The following is a 19,557-nucleotide window of genomic DNA, read 5'->3' on the forward strand; positions in this document are numbered from 1 at the left end:
GCTGCACGCACCCTGCCGCACAAGGACCTGCGCCGCGCGCGCAGCGCGATGCTCAGCCTGGCACCGACGACGACAGGCAGTGCCACCGCCATCGCGTTGATCTACCCCGAGCTCAAGGGCAAGCTCAACGGCCACGCCGTGCGCGCGCCGGTGCTCAATGCCTCGCTGACGGACTGCGTGTTCGAGCTCAAGCGCGAGACCACGCCGGCCGAGGTGAACACCTTGTTCGCGCAAGCAGCTAAAGGGACGCTGGCCGGCATCCTCGGCTACGAGGAGCGCCCGCTCGTCAGCGCCGACTACGCGCGCGACACGCGCAGCTCGATCGTCGACGCACCCTCGACGATGGTGACCGACGGCACCCTGCTGAAGGTCTACGCCTGGTACGACAACGAGATGGGCTATGCCTGCCGCATGGTCGACCTCGCCTGCCACATGCAGCGCCAAGGCATCTGAGGCAGCCATGAACCAGGGCACCCGCAACTACGCGATCGTCACCGCCGCCTACTGGGGCTTCACCCTCAGCGACGGCGCGCTGCGCATGCTGGTGCTGCTGCACTTCTACCGGCTCGGCTATTCGCCCTTCACGTTGGCCTTCCTGTTCCTGCTCTACGAGGCCATGGGCGTGGTGGCCAACCTGATCGGCGGCTGGCTGGCCACGCGCTACGGCATCAAGCGCATGCTGACGGTAGGCCTGTTCACCGAGATCACCGGCTTCCTGCTGATGTCCGCGCTGTCGCCGACCTGGTCGGTCGCGCTGTCGGTCGCCTGGGTCGTCGCTGCGCAAGGCATCTGCGGCGTCGCCAAGGACCTGACCAAGACCGCCAGCAAGTCCGCCAGCAAGGCGACGGCGGGCGACGCCTCGGGCCAGCTGTTCAAGTGGGTGGCCTTCTTCACCGGCAGCAAGAACGCGATGAAGGGCGTGGGCTTCTTCCTCGGCGGGCTGCTGCTGCAGGCCGTCGGCTTCCAGGCCGCGTTGTGGATCATGGCCGGTCTGCTGGCGATCGTCTTCATCGGCGTCGTCAGCTTCGTGCCGCCGCTGATGGGCAAGAGCAAGGCCTCGAAGTCGGCGAAGGAGTTGTTCGCCAAGAATCGCGGCATCAACCTGCTCGCGGCCGCACGGGTGGCACTCTTCGGCGCGCGCGACGTGTGGTTCGTGGTCGGCGTGCCGGTGTTCCTGTATGCCTCGGGTTGGACGTTCACGATGGTCAGCGGCTTCGTGGCGCTGTGGACCATCGGCTACGGCGTGGTGCAGGCGGCCGCCCCGGCCCTCGTCCGGCGCAGCGACGATGGCCTCAGCGCCGAAGTGCCGGCCGCCCGCCTGTGGTCGGCCTTGCTCGCGCTGGTGCCCATCGTCCTGGCCGGCCTGGTGCTGGCGAAGGTGCCGAACCTCGAGTGGGTCGTCGTCGCAGGGCTCGCCGTGTTCGGCTTCGCCTTCGCGGTGAACTCCTCGGTGCACTCCTACCTGGTCCTGGCCTATGCCGGTTCGGAGAAGGCCGCCGAGGACGTGGGCTTCTACTACGCCGCCAACGCCCTGGGCCGCTTCTTCGGCACCCTGTTATCGGGCCTGCTCTACCAGTGGGGCGGGCTGGCCTGGTCGCTGGCCGGATCGGCGGCGCTGCTCGTGACCTGCTGGCTGGTCACGCTGGCGCTGCCGACTCGCCTGCAGGACGCCAAGCAGCCGGCGCTCGATGGTCCCGAGGTCAAGGGCGCGGGCCTGGACACGAAGGTCCAGGCACCCGCCACAGCCGCGACACACCAGGGGACCTGACCATGATGGACGAGAAGGCCGCCGTGCGGGCACTTGGTGCACTGGCGCAGGACGTGCGCCTGCGCATCTATCGCGCCGTGGTCGGCGTGGGTCCCGCCGGCATGACACCGGGCGCCATTGCGAGCGAACTGGCCGTCCCGCCCTCGACCGTGTCCTTCCACGTCAAGGAGTTGCTGCATGCCGGCCTGCTAACGCAGGAGCGTGACGGCCGGCACCTCATCTACCGGCCGAGCATCGACACCATGAACGAGTTGCTCGCCTACCTGTCGGCGCACTGCTGCCAAGCCGTCACATGCGACGCGGCGCCCGTGGCGGCCGACACGGCATGCACCACCTGCTGAACCGAACCACCTAATTTCCGGAGACGCTTCATGAGCGACAAGGTCTATAACGTGCTCTTCGTCTGCACGCACAACTCGGCGCGATCGATCATGGCCGAGGGCATCCTCAACAGCCTGGGCCGCGGTCGCTTCCAGGCCTTCTCGGCGGGCAGCCACCCGGGCACGTCGGTCAACCCGTTCGCGCTGAGGACACTGTCGGAAATGCATATCCCGACCGATGGCTTTCGCAGCAAGGACTGGGACGAGTTCGCGCGGCCCGGCGCGCCCGAGCTCGACTTCGTGTTCACGGTCTGCGACAAGGCGGCCGGCGAGGTCTGCCCGGTCTGGCCCGGCCAGCCGATGACGGCGCACTGGGGCGTGGCCGATCCGGCCGCCTTCGAGGGCACTGACGAGCAAAAGGCCAAGGTCTTCTGGGACACGGCGATCGTGCTCAAGCGCCGCATCGAGCTGATGCTGGCTCTGCCCTTCGCGTCGCTGGACAAGATGGCCATCCAGCGAGAAATCAAGGACATCGGGACGCGCTGAACCATGTCCACCGCCGCTCTGCCCGCCGGGCTGGCCGCGCCGGCACCGATGAGCGTCTTCGAGCGCTACCTGACCGTCTGGGTCTTCCTGTGCATCGTCGTGGGCATCGCCCTCGGCCAACTGCTGCCCGGGCCGGTCCAGGCCATCGGCAAGATGGAGATCGCCAAGGTCAACCTGCCGGTGGGTCTGCTGATCTGGGTGATGATCATCCCGATGCTGCTGAAGGTCGACTTCGGCGCCTTGAGCCAGGTGAAGCAGCACTGGCGCGGCATCGGCGTGACGCTGTTCGTCAACTGGGCCGTCAAGCCCTTCTCGATGGCGCTGCTGGGCTGGATCTTCATCCGCCACGTGTTCGCACCCTACCTGCCGGCGGGCCAGGCCGACAGCTACATCGCCGGACTGATCCTGCTGGCCGCGGCGCCGTGCACGGCGATGGTCTTCGTGTGGAGCCGGCTCACGGGCGGCCACCCACTCTTCACGCTCAGCCAGGTGGCGCTGAACGACACCATCATGGTGTTCGCCTTCGCGCCCATCGTCGCGCTGCTGCTCGGCCTGTCGTCGATCACCGTGCCCTGGGACACGCTGATCACGTCGGTCGTCCTGTACATCGTCATCCCGGTGTTGATCGCGCAGCTGTGGCGCAAGGCGCTGCTGGCCAAGGGGCAGGCGGCGTTTGACGCAACGCTCGCGAAGATCGGGCCGTGGTCCATCACCGCCCTGCTCGCCACGCTGGTGCTGCTGTTCGGCTTACAGGGCGAGGCGATCCTGATGCAGCCTCTGGTGATCGCCATGCTCGCGGTGCCGATCCTGATCCAGGTGCTGTTCAACTCAGGCCTGGCCTACTGGCTGAACCGCCGGCTCGGCGAATCACACAGCGTGGCCTGCCCCTCGGCCCTGATCGGCGCCAGCAACTTCTTCGAGCTGGCGGTGGCCGCGGCGATCAGCCTGTTCGGCTTCGAGTCGGGTGCCGCGCTCTCCACGGTGGTGGGCGTGCTGATCGAGGTGCCGGTGATGCTGCTGGTGGTGCGCGTCGTGAACCGGAGCAAGGGTTGGTACGAGGCCGGCGCGCGGGGTTGAACCCGCCCGCAGGATGGATAGACCGCACCGATGAGGTTATCGCCTGGCGCAGGATCGAAGTCAACGTGCCGCAGGCGCGCCAGCGCACAGTGGTCACAAAGGACGCGTCATGCAGACCAAGGTTCTAGGGTCGTGCTGCAGCAAGTGCCGCAGCACGATCGGCATCATCGAACGCACGGCCCACGATGCGGCGGTCGAGGCCGAGTTCTTCGGCTACAAGAAGACCTTCACCGGGGCAGCGCGCATGCACCGCGGCTACTTGGAGCGCGCGGACGGCGGCACGCTCTTCCTCGACGAGGTCGGCGAACTGCCGGCCCGCATGCAGGCCAAGCTCCTGCGCGCGCCACAGGAGCGCAGCTTCTTCCGCCTGGGCTCGGAGAAGGTGACCCGCAGCGACTTCCGCATCATCGCGGCGACGAACCGCGATCTGCACGCCGACATGGCGGCCGGCACCTTCCGCGAAGACCTGTTCTACCGGCTCGCCGTCATCCGAATCGGTCTGCCGCCGCTGCGCGAACGGCCGGAAGACATCCGCTGGCTGACCGAGCGCATGCTGCAGCGGATCGCTATCGAGCAGGGCCGGCCCGCGGCGCGTGTCGGAAGCGTTCATGCGCGACGTGATGGCCCGGACTTGGAAAGACAACGCCCGAGAGCTGAGATTCTTCCTGGAAAGAGCGGTGGTGCTCAGCGAAGCGGGCATCCTGGACGTGCCCGATGCCCCGGTTACGCAGCGCGGCACTGCGCCTGCCGATGGCACGTCGGGCGCGTTCGCGCCACTGCACGCGATGGTCGAGGAGGCAGGACGTCGGCACACCCACAGCGCGCTGGAGCGCACAGGGGGCAGCGTCATCAAGACCTCGGGGGTGCTCGGCATCAGCAGCAAGACCCTGCGGGAGAAGATGAAGGTCGAGAGCGGGCCCGGCTCCGGGGAGCGTCACGCCTAGCGGATCTCTCGGCCAACGTCGCGACCGCGCCGGCACGGTCGTCGACGAACGCGCCTACCTTCTTGTTCGGATGCTCGCCCACCGCAGGTCGGCCGGTTCCGACCCTTGCCGCGGCAGCGGCGCCCCTCGACGCCTGCCCGGTCAGGCTCACAGTGCGCACCGCGCACATGCTTGCGCCTGCCCTGGGCCGCGACGTGCGCCCCCGCTTGGTCGATGCGCTTCAGGATGTCGCAATCGGCCGCCGCATGCGGTGACGACCACGCGTCCCTGAGGCTGCGCAGTTGCTCCTCGAGGGCACGCGGTTCCCGGTCGCGCTCGGCCGCGCAGCTCGATGTGGGCATCGAGCAGGCCGTTCACTTCGCCCCAGTCCGCCAGCGAATCGTCCTTGAACCGCAGCACCCGCATTGGCAGCGTGAGCACCCTCCTGGGAGCCGGTCCCGCGAGATCCGGCAAAGCAGATGGGACGTCGTCCCACCTGAATCGGCAACATGTCGCGCCACGCGGGCACTTGACTTCCACGGGAATGTCCGCGATGGGGCTCGGCAAGCAGCGTTTCGTCCGAGTCCGCTAAACTCCGCTTGTGCGTCGCTTGGTGCTCCTCTTTCTGCTGGCTGTTCTGCCGCTCCAGTTTGCCTGGGGCGCGGCAGCGACCTACTGCGGCCACGAGAAGGCTCCGAGTTCAGGGCACTTCGGGCACCACAGCCATCAACACCAGGCGAGTGCCGAGTCCGATTCAGGTTCCGCGGCCAAGAAGGCCTCGGTGCTCGCAGATGATCTGGACTGTGCGTTTTGCCACCTTGGTTGCGTGCAACCCTGTGCCAGTCAGACCGCTTCGGTTGCTGCGATCCAGTCCTCCGTCCTGGCTCTGACCACGCTTCTTCTTCTGGATTCCGGTCGCCCCGGCCGGATCGAACGTCCCAAATGGTTCCTCGCCGCCTGATTCGGCGAGGGACTGTCACATCCATTGAGGTTGCCCCCTAGCGACTGACGCCTCGCCGAATTCTTCCGCTTTGTTGTTCATTGCAACCTGGAGAATTCGATGCGAACGAAGTCGCTGGCCCTTGCCGGTGCCCTGCTCTGCTTGTCCAACATCGGGCAGGCGCAAGTCCCGGCGCAACAGCCTGGCGTCCTCGCCCCCGAAGCCGCACCGACTCAGGCGCAGCAGCGTCTGAGCCTCACGGAAGCGCTTGCGCTGGCCGAGGCGGCAAGCCCGACCCTGCGCTTGAAGATGGCCGAACTGTCGGCGGCCGAAGGGCAGCGGGCCGACGCGGGCGCGTGGCTCTACAACAACCCGCAGTTGTCCGTCGACCAGACGCGACGATCGGTGCCCTCGACCACCGGGTCGGAACGCCGCAGTGAGTGGGGTGCGGGTCTGTCCCAGACCTTCGAGGTGGGCGGCCAGCCGTCTTACCGTCGCGAGGCCACCAGTGCTGCGCTGGCCGCCCTGCGGCTGGAGATCGCCGAAGTCCGTCGCCGCGTTCGTGCAGACGTGGCCGAGCGACACACGCGCGTGCTCGCGCTGCAGCAGCGGGCCGACACGGAGACGCAGGCACTGAAGCTCTTCGATGACACGGCCGCCGCGGTGCAGCGAAGACGGCAGGCGGGTGAGGACACGCGGCTCGACGCCAACGTCGCTCGCGTCGAGGCCGAGCGCGCGCGCAATCAGCTGGCCCAGATTCAAGAGCAACTGCTCGAGGCACGCGCCGAGTTGGCCAGGCAATTGCAACTGCCGCCCGAGAGCCTGCCGAAGGCGACAGGTGAACTCTCGGCGCAGCGACCCGGCTACTCCCTCAACGCCCTGCTTGCGAGTGCCGACAACCAGCCTCGCGCCGGCGCGCTGGCCGCGCGCGAGACCAGTGCCGCCGCAAGGCTGAAGCTCGAACGGGCCAGCACCTACCCGGACGTCACCGTGGGGCTGAACGTCGGTCGCGAGGGGCCCGGGGCGGCGCGCGAACGATTGACGACCTTGACCCTGTCCGTGCCCTTGCCGCTGTTCAAGCGCAATTCCACAGGCATCGGCGCAGCCCAGACCGAGCTCACGCAGGTACAGATCGAGCGGCAGACGGCGCAGCGCGATGCCCGAGCAAGCGTCAGTTCGCTGTGGACGCGGCTGGCCAGCCTCGAGGATCGGATTCGCCGGCTGCAGGAGTCCGTGCTCCCTGCCCTGGCGGACAACCAGCAACTCTCCGTCAAGTCGCAACAAGCGGGACAGATCGGCCTGCTCGAACTGATCGTCGTCAGCCGGCAATCCCTGGATGCCAGGCGCGACCTGATCGACGCGCTCGCCGACTACCAGAGCACCCGCATTGCCCTCGAACTCGCAGCCGGCTGGCCGCAAGAAGGAACCCAACCATGAAGAACTCGAAACCGCACGGCTCGTCCACGTCGCTGGTGCTGACGACGCTGGCCCTCGCTCTGGCAGTCGCCCTGTCCGCCTGTGGCGGCGGCGAGAAGTCCGCCGAGGCCAAGTCCGCCGAGAAGGCCGCTTCCGCTCCCGAGGGAGGGCACAAGGAGGAAGGCGGCCTGAAGCTTTCGGCCGAAGACGCGCAGCGTGCCGGCATCAAGCTCGAGAAGCTCGCTGAGCAGGGCTTCGCCGACACGGTGACCGTCACCGCGACGATCCGTCCGAACCAGGACCGCGTGGCCCGCGTGGCTCCGCGCGTCGAAGGGCGCATCGTGCAAGTCACGGCGAAGCTGGGTGACACCGTAAAGGCCGGTCAGGTGCTGGCTGTCCTCGACAGCGTGGCCCTTGGCGAAGCACAGTCCGCCCTCGAGCGGGCGCGATCGGCACAGCGCGTCGCGCAGGCCGACTACGCCCGCGCGGAGTCGCTGGCCAAGGACGAGATCATCCCGCAGCGCGAACTCCTGCGCGCGAAGTCATCGCTGGAGACGGCAAACGCCGACCTCCACGCCGCAGAAGACAAGTTGCGTCTGTTGGGAGGTACAGCGTCGCACACCGAACGCGCCGCATCGACGTTCGCCCTCACCGCTCCGCTGGGCGGAACGGTGGTCCAGAAGAAGGCCACGATTGGCGAACTGGGTTCACCGGCGGAGCCGCTGTTCTCCGTGGCCGATCTCTCGACGGTCTGGATCGAGGCCGATCTCACCGAGGACAAGCTCGCGCGCGTGAAGGTCGGCGCCGCGGCAATGGTCACCGTCAATGCCTACCCGAACGAGCGCTTCTCCGGTCGCGTGACCTACGTCGCCAGCATGCTCGACAAGGACAGCCGCACGACTCCCGCTCGCATCGAGGTCTCCAACAAAGACGGCCGGCTCAAGCCGGAGATGTTCGCAAGCGCCACGATCGAGACCGGTGCGGCGCGTGCGCCGGCGCTGTCGGTGCCCAGCGCGGCGATTCTGCTGCTGCAAGGGCAGCCCACGGTGTTCGTGGCAGAAGGCGGCGGCTTCGAGCCGCGGGCCATCGAACCCGGGGACAAGGTCGGCGGACGCACGGTGATAAGGGCTGGAGTCAAGGCCGGTGAGCAGGTGGTTGCCGAAGGGGCGTATGCCCTGAAGGCGCGGCTGCTGAAGTCGCAAATCGGCGAAGGCCACTGAGAAAGATTACCCATCATGCTCAACGCCATTGTCGATGCCTCGCTTCGATACAAAGTCCTGGTCATCGTCGCCTTCCTGATCGTCATCGGTCTCGGGGTGCAGGCGTTTCGCCAGGTCCCGGTCGATGCCTTCCCGGACGTCACGCCCATCCAGGTCAACGTCTACACCGAGTCACCCGGCCTTGCAGCCGAAGACGTCGAGAAACTGCTCACGGCCCCGATCGAGGGCGCCCTCGCCGGCCTGCCCGGCGTTCAGGAGGTGCGGTCCGTTTCCCTGTTCGGCCTGTCCTATGTCGGCGTCTACTTCGATGACGACGTCGACATCTATTTCGCGCGCCGCCTGGTCGGCGAGAAGCTGCAGGACGTGAAGGGCCGACTGCCCCAGGGGTACGGCGAACCGGTTCTCGGCCCGAACAGCTCCGGGCTGGGCCAGGTCTTCTGGTACACGGTCGAGTCGGCGGACAAGAACCTGTCCAGCATGGACCTGCGGACGCTGCACGACTGGACCGTCAGGCTGATCCTGCGCACGGCGCCCGGTGTGGACGACATCATCACCTGGGGTGGCGACGAGAAGCAGTTCCAGGTGCAGATCGACCCGAACGCACTCGTCAAGTACAAGCTGTCGTTCAAGCAGGTGATGGAAGCGCTGACGGCCAACAACAAGCAGGTCGGCGGGCAGTCCATCAATCTGGGCCGCGAGCAGTACCTGGTGCGCGGTCTGGGTCTGGTGAGCAATGTGACGGACATCGGCGGCATCGTGGTCGCCGAACGCGGCGGTGCGCCGATCCGCGTGCGCGACGTGGCCAAGGTCGTCGAGGCGCCGGCACCGCGCTTCGGTGCCGTCACCCGCGACGGCAAGGAAGCCGTGCTGGGCATGGCGCTGTCGCGCGTCAACGAAAACGCCAAGACCGTGGTCGACGCCGTCAAGGCCAAGCTCGCCATCGCGCAGGCAGCGCTGCCCAAGGGCGTGACGCTGAAACCGATCTACGACCGCACCGAGATTGTCGAGAAGGCGCTGAAGACCGCAGAGAGCTCCCTGGTCGAGGGCGCGATCCTGGTGGCGGTGATCCTGTTCCTCTTCCTGGGGGAGTTCCGGTCCGCGATCGTCGTGATCGTCACACTGCCCCTGTCGATGCTGATCGCCTTCATCCTGATGCAGCGGTTCGGGCTGTCGGCCAACCTCATGTCGCTCGCCGGGCTGGCGATCGGCACCGGGATGATGGTGGACGGCGCCGTCGTCATGGTCGAGAACGCGTTCCGGCTGCTCTCGCATGCGCGCGGGTCCGGCAAGCCGATCAACAAGACGCACGTGATGCTGGAAGCCGCGCGCGAGGTGGTCAACCCGATCGCGTTTGCGATCCTGATCATCATCGTCGTGTTCCTGCCGCTCTTCTCCCTGACCGGGCTCGAGGGCAAGCTGTTCAAGCCGATGGCCCTGACCATCACGTTCGCCATGGCCGGCTCGCTGGTCCTGTCGCTGACGCTCGTTCCGGTGCTGGCTGCACTGATCCTCAAGCCCAAGGAAGAGAAGGACACCTTTCTCGTTCGCTGGGCCAAGAAGGCTTACGTTCCGCTGCTGGACTGGGCGCTGGAGCGCAAGAAGCGCGTGATCGGCACGGCACTCGTGCTGCTCGTGGGCACGCTGGCCCTGTTCCCGTTGCTCGGCAAGGAGTTCATGCCGCAGTTGCAGGAGGGCGCCATCATGTTCCGCGTCACCGGCATCCCGTCGACCTCGCTGGACGAATCGCTGCAGGTGTCACAGGCGGTCGATACCACCCTGCGCACGAAGTACCCGCAGGTTCGCTCCGTGCTCGCCACGATCGGCCGCGCCGAGAAGGGCGAGACCGCGGACGTGAACTACATGGAAGTGCTGGTGGACATGAAGCCGCAGGCCGAATGGCCGGAGAAGGCGTCCTACTCGGCGCTGGCATCGCAGATGCAGGAGGACCTGGAGAAGGTCGTCCCGACTTCCGTCTTCGGTGCCACGCAGCCGATCCAGATGCGGGTGGAAGAACTCATCTCGGGTGTGCGCGCGACGCTGGCACTGAAGTTGTACGGCGAGGATCTGGAGACCCTGGACCGCCTGACGGCGCAAGCCAAGAGCGTGCTGGAGAAGGTACCAGGCGTCACCGATCTGTCGGCCGAGGCCAACAAGGGCAAGCCCCAGCTCGTCATCAAGGTCAACCGCGAAGCTGCCTCGCGCTACGGCATCAACGCCGACGAGATCCTGGAGGTCGTTCAGGCCGGCATCGGCGGCAGCGCCGTGTCGACGCTGATCGATGGCACCAAGCGCTTCGACATCGCCGTACGCCTGGCCGACGGCTTCCGGACCGATCCGGAGGCGATCGGCTCCATCCCGATCCGCACCGCCGAAGGAGCGCTCGTGCCCTTCTCGCAGGTGGCCACGCTGGAGCTCGACGAAGGGTATTCGTTCGTGCGTCGCGAGGCCCTGCAGCGCTATGCCGTGCTGCAGATGGACGTCAAAGGCCGCGATGTCGACAGCTTCGTGAAGGAGGCTGACGCAAAGCTCAAGGAAGCGGTGCAGATGCCGGCCGGCTACTGGGTCGAGTGGGGCGGCGCCTTCGAGAACCAGCAACGCGCGCTGGCCCGTCTGGCCCTGATCGTGCCGCTGACGATCGGACTGATCTTCCTCTTGCTGTACACCGCGTTCAATTCGCTGCGGCACGCGACGATCATCATCGCCAACGTGCCCTTCGCGATCATCGGCGGAATCATCGGCTTGTTCGTCACGGGACAGTACGTCTCGGTCCCGTCGGCGATCGGCTTCATCGCGGTCTTTGGGGTCGCGATGCTCAACGGCATCGTGCTGGTCTCGTTCCTCAACGATCAGCGACGACACGGGCTGTCGGTGAGAGAGGCGGTCCGGCAAGGGGCTGCGCTGCGGCTGCGGCCCGTGCTGATGACGGCGTCGGTGGCCATCCTCGGCTTGATCCCCATGCTGCTGTCCACCGGTGTCGGCGCCGAGACCCAGCGGCCATTGGCGACCGTCGTTGTCGGCGGGCTGATCACCTCGACGGCGCTGACGCTGCTGCTGCTTCCGTTGATCTACGAATGGGCTGAACTGCGCGCCGAGCGCCGCAGGCAGCCCCTATCGGTTCCCGCCATCGAAGAAGGAGCGACACCATGAAGGAAATCAAGGCCTACGTCCACGCCAGCCGCATCGCCGACGTCATTGCCGGGCTGAAGGGCTCGACGGTCTGGGGCAATCCAGATCACGACGAGCACAACCTGGCGGTCTACGTCGTCAAGGGGTCGCTCGTGCCCCTGGACGATGCCGAGCGCCACTACTCGCTGGAACTCGGCGAAGAGATCATCAACGAGTACAAGGTCGAACTGCATTGCCACGACGAAGATGTCCCCGCGCTGGTGGACGTCATCCGGCGCACGGCCAGGACCGGGTCGGCCGTGGCCGGCTGGATCTACGTGATGGACATAGCCTCGGCCGAGCCGATCCGATGACGCGGCAGCAGGCCTGCCCGGTTCGGTGGCGAGGGAGAGTCGGGCGATGAGCGCGGGGCACGACCACGCCTTGCCGGCAACGACCAAGGAGCGCTCCCTGCGCTGGGCATTGGTGTTGACCTCGGCCTTCCTCATCGCCGAGGTCGTGGGGGGCGTCGTTCTGAACAGCCTTGCGCTGCTGTCCGATGCTGCGCACATGTTCACCGATGTGGCCGCGCTCGCGATTGCATTGGCGGCCATCAGGATCGCCCGCCGGCCGGCGGATCAGCGCCGCACCTACGGTTACCACCGCTTCGAAATCCTGGCGGCGGCCTTCAATGCGCTGCTGTTGTTCGGCGTCGCCGGCTACATCCTGTTCGAAGCGTGGCAGCGCTGGCGCCAGCCCGAGGAGGTGCAGACGACCGGGGTGCTGGTGGTGGCGGCGCTCGGGCTGGTGGTGAATCTCGCGAGCATGTGGATGTTGCGTTCGGGCAAGGACGCCAGCCTGAACGTCAAGGGTGCCTATCTCGAGGTGTGGAGCGACATGCTGGGATCGATCGGCGTGATTGCTGGTGCGATCGTGATTCGCGTCACTGGGTGGAACTGGGTCGATTCGGTGATCGCGGTGGCCATCGGGCTGTGGGTTCTGCCGCGGACCTGGGTGCTCTTGAAGGACACCCTGAACATCCTGCTGGAAGGGGTTCCCGAAGGCATCGACATGGCGGCGGTCAGGCAGTCCCTGCTGGGCCTGCCGGGCGTTCTGGGCGTGCACGATCTTCACGTGTGGGCCGTCACCAGCGGCCGGCCCAGTCTCACGGTTCACCTGGTGCATGCCCCCGAGGTAGCGGTGCCGGCAGACCTTCTCGAGCGGGCACGCGCAGTCCTCGCGGCGGACCATCACATCACCCACACGACGGTCCAGCTCGAGACGCAGCCGTGCGCACAAGCCGACGTGGCCGTTGGTCCCGGGGGCAGCGGCGACGAATCCACATCGCGTGAGGATGCCCATGCCTAGACCTGCAGCGTGGACAGCCAGACCGGCGTGCGCCATGGCGTCTGGTTGCACGAGGAGCCACAGCGGCCGCATCCCCAACCACCCGCGTATCCGGTCGTCGACGCGGCGACCACGCGCCATCTCCGCCAATTGAAGGAGAAGTGAATGAGCTTCGATCGACGCAAGTTGCTCGCCGCAGCCTTGGGTGGCACGGCGCTGCTGACCACCGGTTGCATGACCAAACCCCTGCGCTCGGCCAACGCCGATGGGACGTACTGTTTCCGCATTGGCAAAAGCTACCGCCCCAAACTGACCTGCACGACGGGGCCGATCCCTCCGGAACAAGCTGAAGCGCAGGCGCGCGAGTTCAGCGGGACGCCCGATCGCCTCACCGTCTTCCTCGTGCGCAAGCGCTGGGGCGATACCGGCTACGTGATCCCGGTGGTCACTGACGCTGCGGTCCCCGTCGAAACGGTGCCGGAGAGCTTCGCGCGCCTGAGGCTGGCGCCTGGACAGCATGTGCTGACCGCCACATGGCCGGAAGGCACGGCCCGCCTGGACATCTCCGGCAAGGCCGGCGAGGTGCTGGTGGTCGAGGTCATCGGACTGATTTGGGCCTGGGGCAGCAAGTACCGCCTCGAGCCGGGAACGATCGACGACGCCCGCGAACGCACGCGCAACCTCCGACTGGTTGCGGACGTTGGTTGAAGGCGCTTGCGACCTCGTGACGCGAGCGACTGCCGGTGCTCGAACAGCACGGGCAAGCGAATTCCAGCATGAGACCCCGACTGGCCGATCCCGAGCTCTCGCTGGCGATGACCTGGATCTGGATCGGCGTGCTGCTGGCCGCGCTGGTGGCGTATGGCATCTTCCGCTGGTGGCGCCGTGGACATCCGCGCAAGCAGCCACCAGCACCGCTGAGCTACTCCGCCGAACTGAGCCAGCGATTGCGGAAGAACATGAACAAGGGCACGAAGCGCAGGCGGCGTGGCAAGACCGCGAAGAAGAAGCCGCCGCGCCGCCCGTGAAAGGTGTGCCGAGATCAGCCGCCCGTCAGCAGTTCGAGGCGCGTGCGGCGGGCATCGGGTGACTCGGCGCGCATCTCGTCGATGACCTGCTGCCGCGTCTTCGGCGGCTCGGAACTCTTGACCGGCAGCGGCGCTCCACGCTGCAACAGCGCCAGCGTGCCGTCCTTGCGCGCTGCGTCGACCTCGGCCATCACCTGGGCACGGGTCTTGGCGCTCTTGAAGTGCTCGGGGTGGTAAGTCACACCGGCTTCGCCGCCAGCGGGGTGCCAGACCGAATTGGCCTGCGCCGCCAGCGGCAGCGTGAACGCGAAGGCGACGGCAGGGACCAGAGCGAGACGGAAGACATTCATGTCGAGATCCTTTTAGAAGGAAGAGCAGGAGACCTGCGATGGCATGCCCGAAGGCATGCGCCCACTGTAGGAATCGGCACCCCACACGAAGGAAACGAGCAGATGACAGTTCGGACAGGCCTAGTGCGCCAACAGGCGGGGGCACGGCCATGAAGCTCCTGATCGTGGAGGACGAGGCCAAGCTGGCCGACTACCTGCGCAAGGGACTGGTGGAAGAGGGCTATGTCGTCGAGGTGGCCGGCAACGGCATCGACGGGCTGCACATGGCGACCGAAGGCAGCCACGACCTCATCGTGCTCGACACCATGCTGCCCGGCATCGACGGGCTCGGCCTGCTCGCAGCGCTTCGCCAGAGCAAGCAGACGCCGGTGATCATGCTGACCGCGCGCCACCGTGTGGAGGACAGGGTGCGCGGCCTGAAAGCCGGCGCAGACGACTATCTCGTCAAGCCGTTCGCCTTCTCCGAACTGGTGGCCCGCATCGAGGTGCTGCTGCGCCGCGCCGCCGGCGCCGCGCCGGCGCCCGACGCCCTGTTGCTGTCGCTGGGTGACCTGCAGGTGGACCTGGCGCGGCGACGTGCCGTGCGCGCCGGCCAGCGGCTGGAGCTGTCGGCGAAGGAGTTCCAGCTGCTGACGCTGCTGATGCGCCGCCAGGGCGAGGTGCTCTCCCGTACCGAGATCGCCGAGCAGGTCTGGGACGTCAACTTCGACCACGGCACCAATGTGATCGACGTCGCCATACGGCGCCTGCGCGGCAAGCTGGACCTGCCCTTCGAGCACCCGCTGCTGCACACCGTGCGCGGGATGGGCTATGTGCTCGAGGACCGCAGCCCATGAGTCGGCTGCACGCTGGATCGCTCGACCGCCGCCTGGCTCGCTGGCTCGCAATGCTGGCCCTGGCGGGTCTCACGCTGACGTGCCTGGGCGTCTACACGGCGACAGCCCTGAGCTTCGAGGACCGGCAGGCGGACACGCTGCGCCAGAAGCAACTCCAGGTGCGTCATCTGATCGCCGAGGCCGGCGTGGTGGGGAATGCCGCGCTGACGCACAAGCTCGACGATGCGATGGTCGGCCGGCAGGACCTGACACTGGTGCTCACCGATGCGACGGGCCGGGTCCTGTATGCCGGACCCACCGCGCCGCTGCGGCGTCAGACCCTGGTCACGCGGTTCGAGGCGGCAACGGCATCCGGTCCGGTGCAGGCGACCCTGACTCTGGACACCTCCGAAGACGACCGAGTGCTGTCCCGACTCGCCCGCACGCTCGCCGCAGCGGCGCTGGCCGGATCGATCATCATTGCCATCGGCGGCTTTACGCTGGTGCAGCTCGGACTGCGCCCGGTCCGCAACCTTGCCTTGCAGGTCCAGGCTTTGGCGGCCGACACACTGGATCGCCGGCTCGATGGATCGGCCCAGCCGGAGGAACTCGCCGCGCTGGTTCAGCATGTCAACGATCTGCTGGACCGATTGCACCGGGCCTACGAGCAGCTGGAGGCCTTCAATGCCGACGTCGCGCACGAACTGTTCACGCCGCTGGCGACGCTGATAGGAGGTACGGAAGTCGCCCTGCGCAAGGCCCGCGAAGCCGATGAACTGCGCGACGTGCTGGGCGAGCACCTCGAAGAACTGCAGCGCATGTCGCTCATCGTTCAGGACATGCTCTTCCTGTCCCAGGCGGACCGCGGCGCGAAGGCGCGGCGCGAGGCAGTGCAGAGCCTTGCCGACGTCGCCAGCGCGGTGGCCGAACTGCACGAGGCACACATGGATGAGGCTGGACTACGCTGGCGCGTCGACGGCGACGCGGGTGGCGCCGTCGACGCCCGCTTGCTTCAGCGGGCCCTGTCCAATCTCATTGGCAATGCCACACGACACGCGCAACGCGGAAGCGAGGTGGTCGTGAGGATCGAGGCGAACCGTGACGAGGCCTCGCTGAGCGTGGTGAATCAAGGCGCGACGATCGCGCCCGAACACCTGCCGCGTCTGTTCGATCGGTTCTACCGGGTCGATGCCTCTCGCAGCGGAGCGGCCCGCAACCACGGGCTGGGCCTGGCCATCGTGGCCGCCATCGCGCGAATGCATGGTGGGCGGGTGGCGGCCACCTCGAGCGACGGAACCACGGTCATCGGACTCGTCATCCCGACGACGCCCACCGAAGCGGCCTGACGGTCAGAGGCAACTGCCCATGATGTCCCGGGTAGACGCCCTGCCAGAGCGCGACAGCGCTCCCCTGCCCAGCTGCTACGAACCGCCTGAGCCGGCGCGTGTCCGATGGGCGCCGAATCTCGGAATCCAGCGCACGTAAACCAGCTCTGCCAGCAGTTCCACCAGTGTCTGTGTGACGATGATGGCCGGCAGCACCGGAAGCGCAGCAGGCGCCGCAAGCGCCAGCGGCAGCACGACCAGGGAGTTCCGGGTACCGGCACTGAATGCGACTGCACGGCTGGCCGGTGGCTGGAGGCCGAGGGCCGCTCCCAGGAGCCACCCCACGATGGGTGCCAGGCACGCGAAGGCGACGTAGAACGGCAAAGCGGCAAGCGCCGAGCTCGTTGCCGAGCCCAGCTGTGGCAGCACGGCAGCGACCACCACGAACAGCACCAACGCTGTCGCGGGCACCGGCAGGAGGCTGAGGGCCGATGCCGCTTGGCGCCCCACCGTCGTGCGGCTCGCGCACAGTTGGGTCACACCGGCCAGCACCAGCGGGACGCCCATCAGCCAGACGAACGCGTGCACGAACGGTTCGGGCCGTACCAGCGCGGCGGCGTCTTCGCCGAGCAGCACTTTCAGATAGACCGGCAGCAAGAGCAACTGCGCGATGAGCAGAATCGGCGTTGCAGCAAGGAGCAGTGGGGCATCTGCGCGGCCCAGATGCGCAAATGTCACGACGTAGTCAATGCATGGGGCGAGCAGCACCAGCAAGATGCCGAACCGCAGCAGCGCATCCGTCGGCATCAGGGGGAGCATCGCAGCGACCAGCAGCGGGACCGCGACGAAGTTCGCCAGCACAAGCGCGGTCAGGAACCTGCCGCTCGCAAAGGACCGCCCAACCTCAGCCAGCGGCACCTGCAGAAACGTCACGTAGAGCATCAGTGCCAGGACCGGGTTGATGGCGCCTTCCAGGGCCGTCATGCCCGGTACCACCAGTGCGGCGCCCGCGGCAACCGCCACGGCTGCGAAGTAGATGGAAATCTGTCGTTCTTCGAGGCTGCTTCTGATGCCGCTCATCGCGACATGCTATCGGGCGACTGGGTTACGGGTCGGTGAGCGCCGATAGACCTCCAGGCCCGAGGTGCCTCTTGACAAACGGAACGGCATGAGGACCGCACCGACGGCGACGGCGACGGCCAGGAGGGGTATCGGCCCGGCTTTCGCCTCGATCCGCCTGAAGGCTCACTCAGCGCGTCGCTGACTTCTTGAGTTCCTGCTCGACAAGTGCCTTCAACTGCGTCTGGCCGAACTCGCGCAGCGGCGTGCCATTGACGAAGAACCCCGGCGTCCTGTCCACCGTCAGGGCCTGCATGTCCGCAATGTCCTGCCGCAGCAGCTGATCGATGGTCGGCCCGTCGGCATCCGCCCTGGCCTTCGTCATGTCGAGACCGATGTCGCCGATGAGCGTCCAGATCATGTCGGGCTGCGGGCGGTCATGAGAGGCCCATTGAGGCTGGGCAGCCAGGGCACGCTCGAGCGCCTCCCAGTACTTGCCCTGCACGCGTGCCGCCTCGAGGATCTTGACGGCGGTGTCGGACCCGTGATGCAGCGGGGCATTGCGCATCACGAGCCTGACCTGGCCGAAGCTCGCGTTGACCATGCCCTTGACGATCGGGTAAAAGACCCTGCAGGTCTCGCAGGACGGATCGAAGAACTCGACGATCGTCACCTTCGCCGCCGGGTTGCCGAAAACAGCCGAGTGCGGCCTGACCAGCGCTTCGCTGTTTGTCTGCGCCGCCTGCTTCAGTTCCTGGTTCGAGCGGTTCGTGAAGACCGCGACGCCGGCCACGAAGGCCAGAACGACCGCCAAGGCCGTGCCCAGAACGATCCATTTCCTGTTCATGCCTTTGCCCTCCCAGCCCTTGCTCTTGCCACCCACAACGCCACCAGGATGCCCGTGAATGCCGCCAGCGACAGCAGCGGAATCGGCACCACACCGGCCATCTGAACGTGGGCGTCGGCGCAGGACGATCCCTTGCCGCACGGCACCAGGTCTTTCGATACCACGCCCCAGAAGATCAGCAGGTGGTAGGCGGCGATGCCCCATCCGACGCCGGCCAGCGGCAGTGCGTAGCGCACGCTGCGCGCGTCCAATGCGAACAGGCCCATGCCGAGGACCAGCACCAGCGGAAACATCGCGATGCGCTGGTACCAGCACAGCACGCATGGCGCCTTGCCCATCACCTCGCCCAGAAACAGCGCGCCAGCCGTGGCCAGCAGCGCCAGCAGCCAGGCCAGGAACAGCGGCGTCCAGAACGCGGCGTTCTGGCCCTCGCCGCCCTGCGAGGAGCGTTCCTCGCTCATCGTTCCGGTGGCGCGAAACCAGCCGTCGCGTTCGTCTCGACCGTCGACAGGGTACCGTCGGCCGCCTTGAACGAGAGCGTCAAGGGCACGCGCTCTCCCGCCTTGATCTGCTTCTTCAGGCCCATCATCATGATGTGCAGGCCACGCGACTTCAGCTCGATCGTCTGCCCTGCCTTCAAGGCCAAGCGATCGGCGGCGCGCATCCGCATGATGCCCTGGTCCAGCCGCATCTCGTGCACTTCGACGATGCCGGCGACCGGGGAACTGGCGCCCGTCAGCACGACGTCCTTCTGGGCAGTCAGCCGCATGAAGGCACCGGTGGCAGATTGGTTTGGCACAGTGGCACGCGCCCAGGCGCCGTCGACGGTCACCTGCGCATGGACCGCGCATGCCAGGCCAGCAGTCAGCAGCGCGGCGAGGCAGCGGGACAACACGCGGTTCGCAACAGGGAAACTCATGCCCATCATTCTCGCCCGGGGAACTGTGCGTGGCGCTTGGGCATTCACGTCGAGTTTGCTTCACCGGCCCGACGCCCGGCCAGCCCGGGCAGGAACGATGCCAGTATCAGCAGTACCGCACTGCCGACAACGAAGATGTCCGCCAGATTGAAGGCGGGCCAATGCATGTCGCTCCAATGCAGATCAAGGTAGTCGACCACGGCGCCGATGCGCATCCGATCGGCGACGTTGCCCAGCGCACCGCCGATCATGCCGACGTAGGCGACCGTCTCGAGTCGGTTGCGAACGCCGCGCCAGAGGAGGACTGCCAGCGTCGCACTGACGGCGACGCCGACCGCACTGAGTGCGTGGCGCTGCCAGCCGCCGGCGTCGGCCAGAAATGAGAACGAGGCACCCGGGTTGAGGACATGGACCAGATTGAACCAAGCGGTGACGGCGATGACTTCGCCACGGGGCAGATTCGTGGCGATTACCCATTTGACGAGCTGGTCCAAAGAAAGCAGCAAAGCGGCCGCACCCAGGAGGCGCCACCAGTGCCCGCGCCGAGCCGCC

23 protein-coding genes and 1 pseudogene are annotated in these 19,557 nt (G+C 67.0%); 18 read left to right on the forward strand and 6 right to left on the reverse strand.

Translation table 11 applies throughout. From position 1 onward, the window contains the following. The first annotated feature begins 12 nt into the window (after window positions 1-12). The 16 genes and pseudogenes from MW290_RS04140 to MW290_RS04210 all read left to right on the forward strand — a co-directional run bounded on the left by MW290_RS04140 (window position 13) and on the right by MW290_RS04210 (window position 13,690). Window positions 13-453, forward strand: a complete 441-nt coding sequence (locus tag MW290_RS04140) for a hypothetical protein (protein ID WP_510532249.1) — start codon at window positions 13-15, stop codon at window positions 451-453. A gap of 7 nt (window positions 454-460) precedes the next feature. Further along, window positions 461-1,768 (forward strand): organoarsenical effux MFS transporter ArsJ, encoded by a 1,308-nt coding sequence (gene arsJ, locus MW290_RS04145; protein WP_250196029.1) that lies wholly within the window; start codon window positions 461-463, stop codon window positions 1,766-1,768. A 5-nt stretch (window positions 1,769-1,773) separates the two neighbouring features. Continuing rightward, entirely contained in the window at window positions 1,774-2,109 is a 336-nt protein-coding gene (locus MW290_RS04150; RefSeq protein WP_250196586.1) for an ArsR/SmtB family transcription factor, read from the forward strand. Window positions 2,110-2,139: 30 nt separating this feature from the next. Then, window positions 2,140-2,634, forward strand: a complete 495-nt coding sequence (locus MW290_RS04155; protein ID WP_250196030.1) for an arsenate reductase ArsC — start codon at window positions 2,140-2,142, stop codon at window positions 2,632-2,634. Window positions 2,635-2,637: 3 nt separating this feature from the next. Next, window positions 2,638-3,711: an ACR3 family arsenite efflux transporter gene (gene arsB / locus MW290_RS04160; protein WP_250196031.1), complete on the forward strand. Its 1,074-nt coding sequence runs from the start codon at window positions 2,638-2,640 to the stop codon at window positions 3,709-3,711. 244 nt (window positions 3,712-3,955) lie between these two features. Continuing rightward, window positions 3,956-4,162, forward strand: a pseudogene (locus MW290_RS04165) (sigma 54-interacting transcriptional regulator); the annotation flags it as partial. Between the two features lie 157 nt (window positions 4,163-4,319). Then, a complete protein-coding gene (locus MW290_RS04170; RefSeq protein ID WP_250196032.1) occupies window positions 4,320-4,655 on the forward strand; it encodes a helix-turn-helix domain-containing protein in 336 nt (111 codons plus the stop codon). Between the two features lie 592 nt (window positions 4,656-5,247). Beyond that, window positions 5,248-5,595, forward strand: a complete 348-nt coding sequence (locus MW290_RS04175) for a cobalt-zinc-cadmium resistance protein (RefSeq protein WP_310740111.1) — start codon at window positions 5,248-5,250, stop codon at window positions 5,593-5,595. 99 nt (window positions 5,596-5,694) lie between these two features. Then, on the forward strand, window positions 5,695-7,011 hold the full coding sequence (locus MW290_RS04180) for a TolC family protein (RefSeq protein WP_250196033.1): 1,317 nt from the start codon (window positions 5,695-5,697) through the stop codon (window positions 7,009-7,011). After that, window positions 7,008-8,210: an efflux RND transporter periplasmic adaptor subunit gene (locus tag MW290_RS04185; protein ID WP_127997009.1), complete on the forward strand. Its 1,203-nt coding sequence runs from the start codon at window positions 7,008-7,010 to the stop codon at window positions 8,208-8,210. The genes MW290_RS04180 and MW290_RS04185 overlap by 4 nt, the downstream gene beginning before the upstream one ends. Window positions 8,211-8,225: 15 nt before the next feature. Continuing rightward, entirely contained in the window at window positions 8,226-11,357 is a 3,132-nt protein-coding gene (locus MW290_RS04190; protein ID WP_250196034.1) for an efflux RND transporter permease subunit, read from the forward strand. Next, complete coding sequence (locus MW290_RS04195; RefSeq protein WP_250196035.1) at window positions 11,354-11,689, forward strand: P-II family nitrogen regulator; 336 nt, start codon at window positions 11,354-11,356, stop codon at window positions 11,687-11,689. The genes MW290_RS04190 and MW290_RS04195 overlap by 4 nt, the downstream gene beginning before the upstream one ends. A 46-nt stretch (window positions 11,690-11,735) precedes the next feature. Then, window positions 11,736-12,683 carry a cation diffusion facilitator family transporter gene (locus MW290_RS04200; RefSeq protein ID WP_250196036.1) on the forward strand — a complete coding sequence of 316 codons (948 nt, stop codon included), beginning with the start codon at window positions 11,736-11,738 and terminating at the stop codon, window positions 12,681-12,683. A gap of 9 nt (window positions 12,684-12,692) precedes the next feature. Beyond that, on the forward strand, window positions 12,693-12,827 hold the full coding sequence (locus MW290_RS33000; protein ID WP_259373458.1) for a hypothetical protein: 135 nt from the start codon (window positions 12,693-12,695) through the stop codon (window positions 12,825-12,827). After that, entirely contained in the window at window positions 12,828-13,370 is a 543-nt protein-coding gene (locus tag MW290_RS04205; RefSeq protein WP_250196037.1) for a hypothetical protein, read from the forward strand. 68 nt (window positions 13,371-13,438) lie between these two features. Further along, a complete protein-coding gene (locus tag MW290_RS04210) occupies window positions 13,439-13,690 on the forward strand; it encodes a hypothetical protein (protein WP_250196038.1) in 252 nt (83 codons plus the stop codon). A gap of 14 nt (window positions 13,691-13,704) precedes the next feature. On the opposite strand, the gene MW290_RS04215 is transcribed toward MW290_RS04210, so the two are convergent. Further along, on the reverse strand, window positions 13,705-14,040 hold the full coding sequence (locus MW290_RS04215) for a DUF4148 domain-containing protein (RefSeq protein WP_250196039.1): 336 nt from the start codon (window positions 14,038-14,040) through the stop codon (window positions 13,705-13,707). A 149-nt stretch (window positions 14,041-14,189) separates the two neighbouring features. On the opposite strand from MW290_RS04215, the gene MW290_RS04220 reads away from it, so the two are divergent. Beyond that, on the forward strand, window positions 14,190-14,876 hold the full coding sequence (locus MW290_RS04220) for a heavy metal response regulator transcription factor (protein WP_250196040.1): 687 nt from the start codon (window positions 14,190-14,192) through the stop codon (window positions 14,874-14,876). Beyond that, complete coding sequence (locus MW290_RS04225) at window positions 14,873-16,201, forward strand: heavy metal sensor histidine kinase (protein WP_250196041.1); 1,329 nt, start codon at window positions 14,873-14,875, stop codon at window positions 16,199-16,201. Before MW290_RS04220 ends, MW290_RS04225 begins: the two co-directional genes overlap by 4 nt. Window positions 16,202-16,276: 75 nt before the next feature. Here MW290_RS04225 and MW290_RS04230 read toward each other — a convergent pair whose 3' ends face one another. The 5 genes from MW290_RS04230 to lspA all read right to left on the reverse strand — a co-directional run bounded on the left by MW290_RS04230 (window position 16,277) and on the right by lspA (window position 19,511). Continuing rightward, the gene (locus MW290_RS04230) at window positions 16,277-17,260 is read right to left on the reverse strand and encodes a bile acid:sodium symporter family protein (protein WP_250196042.1); all 984 of its coding nucleotides are present in this window, start codon (window positions 17,258-17,260) and stop codon (window positions 16,277-16,279) included. A gap of 169 nt (window positions 17,261-17,429) precedes the next feature. Then, a complete protein-coding gene (locus MW290_RS04235; protein ID WP_250196043.1) occupies window positions 17,430-18,086 on the reverse strand; it encodes a DsbA family protein in 657 nt (218 codons plus the stop codon). Beyond that, window positions 18,083-18,547: a disulfide bond formation protein B gene (locus MW290_RS04240; protein ID WP_250196044.1), complete on the reverse strand. Its 465-nt coding sequence runs from the start codon at window positions 18,545-18,547 to the stop codon at window positions 18,083-18,085. The genes MW290_RS04235 and MW290_RS04240 overlap by 4 nt, the downstream gene beginning before the upstream one ends. Further along, complete coding sequence (locus MW290_RS04245; protein ID WP_250196045.1) at window positions 18,544-19,005, reverse strand: copper chaperone PCu(A)C; 462 nt, start codon at window positions 19,003-19,005, stop codon at window positions 18,544-18,546. The genes MW290_RS04240 and MW290_RS04245 overlap by 4 nt, the downstream gene beginning before the upstream one ends. A gap of 44 nt (window positions 19,006-19,049) precedes the next feature. Then, window positions 19,050-19,511, reverse strand: coding sequence for a signal peptidase II (gene lspA, locus MW290_RS04250; protein WP_259373459.1), 462 nt, complete (start codon window positions 19,509-19,511; stop codon window positions 19,050-19,052). Window positions 19,512-19,557: the final 46 nt, after the last annotated feature.

This window comes from Aquincola tertiaricarbonis, from assembly GCF_023573145.1.
Taxonomy (GTDB): Bacteria; Pseudomonadota; Gammaproteobacteria; order Burkholderiales; family Burkholderiaceae_C; genus Aquincola; species Aquincola tertiaricarbonis_B.

Coding starts and splice junctions, on each gene's coding strand:
- arsJ (WP_250196029.1), top strand. CDS start 461: ATGAACCAGGGCACCCGCAACTACGCGATCGTCACCGCCGCCTACTGG.
- MW290_RS04150 (WP_250196586.1), top strand. CDS start 1,774: ATGGACGAGAAGGCCGCCGTGCGGGCACTTGGTGCACTGGCGCAGGAC.
- MW290_RS04155 (WP_250196030.1), top strand. CDS start 2,140: ATGAGCGACAAGGTCTATAACGTGCTCTTCGTCTGCACGCACAACTCG.
- arsB (WP_250196031.1), top strand. CDS start 2,638: ATGTCCACCGCCGCTCTGCCCGCCGGGCTGGCCGCGCCGGCACCGATG.
- MW290_RS04170 (WP_250196032.1), top strand. CDS start 4,320: ATGCGCGACGTGATGGCCCGGACTTGGAAAGACAACGCCCGAGAGCTG.
- MW290_RS04180 (WP_250196033.1), top strand. CDS start 5,695: ATGCGAACGAAGTCGCTGGCCCTTGCCGGTGCCCTGCTCTGCTTGTCC.
- MW290_RS04185 (WP_127997009.1), top strand. CDS start 7,008: ATGAAGAACTCGAAACCGCACGGCTCGTCCACGTCGCTGGTGCTGACG.
- MW290_RS04190 (WP_250196034.1), top strand. CDS start 8,226: ATGCTCAACGCCATTGTCGATGCCTCGCTTCGATACAAAGTCCTGGTC.
- MW290_RS04195 (WP_250196035.1), top strand. CDS start 11,354: ATGAAGGAAATCAAGGCCTACGTCCACGCCAGCCGCATCGCCGACGTC.
- MW290_RS04200 (WP_250196036.1), top strand. CDS start 11,736: ATGAGCGCGGGGCACGACCACGCCTTGCCGGCAACGACCAAGGAGCGC.
- MW290_RS04205 (WP_250196037.1), top strand. CDS start 12,828: ATGAGCTTCGATCGACGCAAGTTGCTCGCCGCAGCCTTGGGTGGCACG.
- MW290_RS04210 (WP_250196038.1), top strand. CDS start 13,439: ATGAGACCCCGACTGGCCGATCCCGAGCTCTCGCTGGCGATGACCTGG.
- MW290_RS04215 (WP_250196039.1), bottom strand. CDS start 14,040: ATGAATGTCTTCCGTCTCGCTCTGGTCCCTGCCGTCGCCTTCGCGTTC.
- MW290_RS04220 (WP_250196040.1), top strand. CDS start 14,190: ATGAAGCTCCTGATCGTGGAGGACGAGGCCAAGCTGGCCGACTACCTG.
- MW290_RS04225 (WP_250196041.1), top strand. CDS start 14,873: ATGAGTCGGCTGCACGCTGGATCGCTCGACCGCCGCCTGGCTCGCTGG.
- MW290_RS04230 (WP_250196042.1), bottom strand. CDS start 17,260: ATGAGCGGCATCAGAAGCAGCCTCGAAGAACGACAGATTTCCATCTAC.
- MW290_RS04235 (WP_250196043.1), bottom strand. CDS start 18,086: ATGAACAGGAAATGGATCGTTCTGGGCACGGCCTTGGCGGTCGTTCTG.
- MW290_RS04240 (WP_250196044.1), bottom strand. CDS start 18,547: ATGAGCGAGGAACGCTCCTCGCAGGGCGGCGAGGGCCAGAACGCCGCG.
- MW290_RS04245 (WP_250196045.1), bottom strand. CDS start 19,005: ATGAGTTTCCCTGTTGCGAACCGCGTGTTGTCCCGCTGCCTCGCCGCG.